Genomic DNA, 2,732 nt, shown 5'->3' with positions numbered 1-2,732 from the left:
AAAAATTTCTGGCAGACTGTCTGTAAAGGCACGATGAGGTCTCTTCTGATTTGTTAGCGCAACCAGTAGATCACACTTCATCGTGCTTTTCATTTTTCTGGGGAACCCTCAGCCCACCGGGAGAGGGAGAAAACATAAAAAACGGTAACACTGTTACCGTTTTGCTTTTACCTAATCGTTCTGCGCCGTCGCCATCTGCTCGGCTTTCTGCTTTTTATACGTCAATGCTGCGGCCGGAACAGGCTGCACTTTCCCGGTTTCAATCCAGGTGCGCAGTCGGCTGGCATCGGCGAAGTGAGTATATTTGCCGAAGGCATCCATCACCACCAGCGCCACCGGTTTACCGTTGAACACGGTACGCATCACCAGACAGTGACCCGCCGCGTTAGTAAAGCCGGTTTTCGTTAACTGAATATTCCAGTTCTCGCGGTACACCAGGTGGTTCGTATTGCGAAACGGCAGCGTATAGGCCGGGTTCGCAAAGGTCGCCATCTCTTCACGGGTGGTACTGAGCTGCCCAATCAGCGGGTACTGTTTGCTGGCAATCAGCAGTTTGGTCAGATCGCGCGCCGTAGAGACGTTGTGAATCGACAGACCTGTCGGCTCAACAAAACGGGTGTTATTCATTCCCAGCGCTTTGGCTTTGGCATTCATCGCTCGAATGAAGGCGTCGTAGCCGCCCGGATAATGGTGGGCGAGGCTCGCCGCGGCGCGGTTTTCAGACGACATCAGCGCCAGCAAGAGCATATTTTTACGACTGATTTCACTGTTCAGGCGTACGCGGGAGTAAACCCCTTTCATCTCCGGCGTGTGGCTGATATCCACTTTCAGTTTTTCATCCAGCGGCAGATGTGCATCCAGCACTACCATCGCGGTCATTAATTTGGTTATCGAGGCGATCGGGCGCACCAGATCCGGGTGGCTGGCGTAGATCACCTTATTGGTGTTGAGATCAACAATCATCGCGCTGCCGGAAGCGATTTGCGGTTGAGCAGCAGCGGTGGTCACCGCGGGCGTTTTGGCGAGAGCTGGCACGCCAGCGGACGCCCCCAGCAACAGTGCCAGGCTAAGTAAAGAAACTCGGAATTTCAGCATGGTGAGACTTCTGATAATTATTCACGCACGTTATGACGTACACCGCCTGCGTTGACGGAGAAACACAGGCTGGCTTCGGCATCATAGCGGTCACCGTGCATTGTCGCCAGCGGATAATCGTGAACAGATGCTGCATTGCTGGCATTTACGCCAGCAATGCAATTAACTCAGAAGAGACGGTAACCATAACCCCAAAGAATCACCGTCAGCGCCAGTAACGCCTCCAGTACCAGCACGCCGATGGCGAGCGTAGAGCTGGAAAAGCTCAGGCCTTCTTCTTTATTGATATTCAGGAAGGTAGGTACGCCCAGATACAGCAGATAGCCGGTGTAAAAGAGCGCAATGGTCCCGATCAGCGCGCACAGCCAGACCAGGGGATAGAGCGCAACAATACCGCTTAAGAACAGCGGGGTTGCGACGTATCCGGCAAAGACCATACAGTGTGCCAGGGAAGGACGCTGCGGATAGTTACGTGCCATCCAGTGAATGACGCGTCCCATAACCGCCACCCCTGCCAGCATCAGGCCATAAAAGAGAATGGCAAGATAAAGCCCGGTAAACCAGGAAAGCTGTACTACGGTGCCATCACCAAAGTTCCAGCCGATTTGTGTTGTACCAATAAACGCGCATATCACCGGCACCGCCGCCATCAGCAACACGTGGTGCGTGTAATGATGCGAGACCGTTTCGTTCTCACTTTTGATGACATGCATTTCACGATCGGGATGGGAAAAAAGTCCCCAGACATGGTTCATAGCGCCCCCTTGTTGTCGGCCCGTCATCGATACCTTAAGTATAATGCAGGGTTTAGATTATTTTATGTACAGTGGGAAATTTCCGTTGATTGCCCCGCGGTTGTCACAAGGGGTATATGATTAACCGAGGCACGCTGAGGGAGATGATATTTACGTAATGGATATAAACGGAGTTATTGAACAATACGGATACGCTGCGCTGGTTGTCGGAAGCGTGGCAGAAGGTGAAACCATCACCCTGTTAGGCGGCGTCGCCGCGCATCAGGGATTACTTAAATTCCCGCTGGTTGTCGCCGCGGTTGCGCTGGGCGGGATGATTGGCGATCAGCTGCTCTACTTTCTGGGGCTGCGTTTTGGGCCGACGCTGCTTAAGCGTTTCGCTAAGCACAAGAAGAAAATTAACCGCGCGCAGCGGCTGATCCAGCGCCACCCTTACCTGTTTGTGATTGGCACCCGCTTTATGTACGGCTTTCGGATTATCGGGCCGATATTGATTGGCGCCAGCCGCCTGCCGCCGAAAATTTTCCTGCCGCTGAACGTGATTGGCGCGTGCGCCTGGGCGCTGATCTTTACCACGCTCGGTTACGTGGGTGGAGAAGTGATTGGCCCGTGGCTGCATAACCTTGACCAGCATCTGAAGCACTGGGCGTGGCTGATTCTGGTGGTTGTGGCGGTGATTGGAGTGCGGCTGTGGATGCGGCACAGAGAGAAGAAGCAGGATGAGGAGTGAGTGCGGTCTGTTGCCCTCACCCTAACCCTCTCCCTGTGGGCTGAGGGATCCCCAGTAATATGGTCATGCCACCATGACCATATTACTGTACTCTTTTCCCAGCTTTTTCATCTCGTTAACTATATTCAGCCGTCTCACTTTCCCGGGCTCAT

The 2,732-nt window shown here is 53.4% G+C and carries 3 protein-coding genes; 1 reads left to right on the top strand and 2 read right to left on the bottom strand.

Features of this window, described 5'->3' with window-relative positions; all coding sequences use genetic code 11:
- Positions 1-171: 171 nt before the first annotated feature.
- On the bottom strand, positions 172-1,095 hold the full coding sequence (gene pbpG / locus PUZ33_RS25055) for a D-alanyl-D-alanine endopeptidase (RefSeq protein WP_013097940.1): 924 nt from the start codon (positions 1,093-1,095) through the stop codon (positions 172-174).
- A 167-nt stretch (positions 1,096-1,262) separates the two neighbouring features.
- Complete coding sequence (locus PUZ33_RS25050; RefSeq protein WP_013097942.1) at positions 1,263-1,850, bottom strand: Yip1 family protein; 588 nt, start codon at positions 1,848-1,850, stop codon at positions 1,263-1,265.
- Positions 1,851-2,007: 157 nt separating this feature from the next.
- Here PUZ33_RS25050 and PUZ33_RS25045 point away from each other — a divergent pair, with 157 nt between their 5' ends.
- Positions 2,008-2,580, top strand: a complete 573-nt coding sequence (locus PUZ33_RS25045) for a DedA family protein (RefSeq protein ID WP_013097943.1) — start codon at positions 2,008-2,010, stop codon at positions 2,578-2,580.
- Positions 2,581-2,732: the final 152 nt, after the last annotated feature.

The organism is Enterobacter cloacae complex sp. 2022EL-00981, from assembly GCF_028737495.1.
In the GTDB taxonomy this organism is placed as follows: domain Bacteria; phylum Pseudomonadota; class Gammaproteobacteria; order Enterobacterales; family Enterobacteriaceae; genus Enterobacter; species Enterobacter cloacae.
Note: the sequence above shows the minus strand (reverse complement) of the source record. Positions and strands in the feature narration are given on the sequence as shown.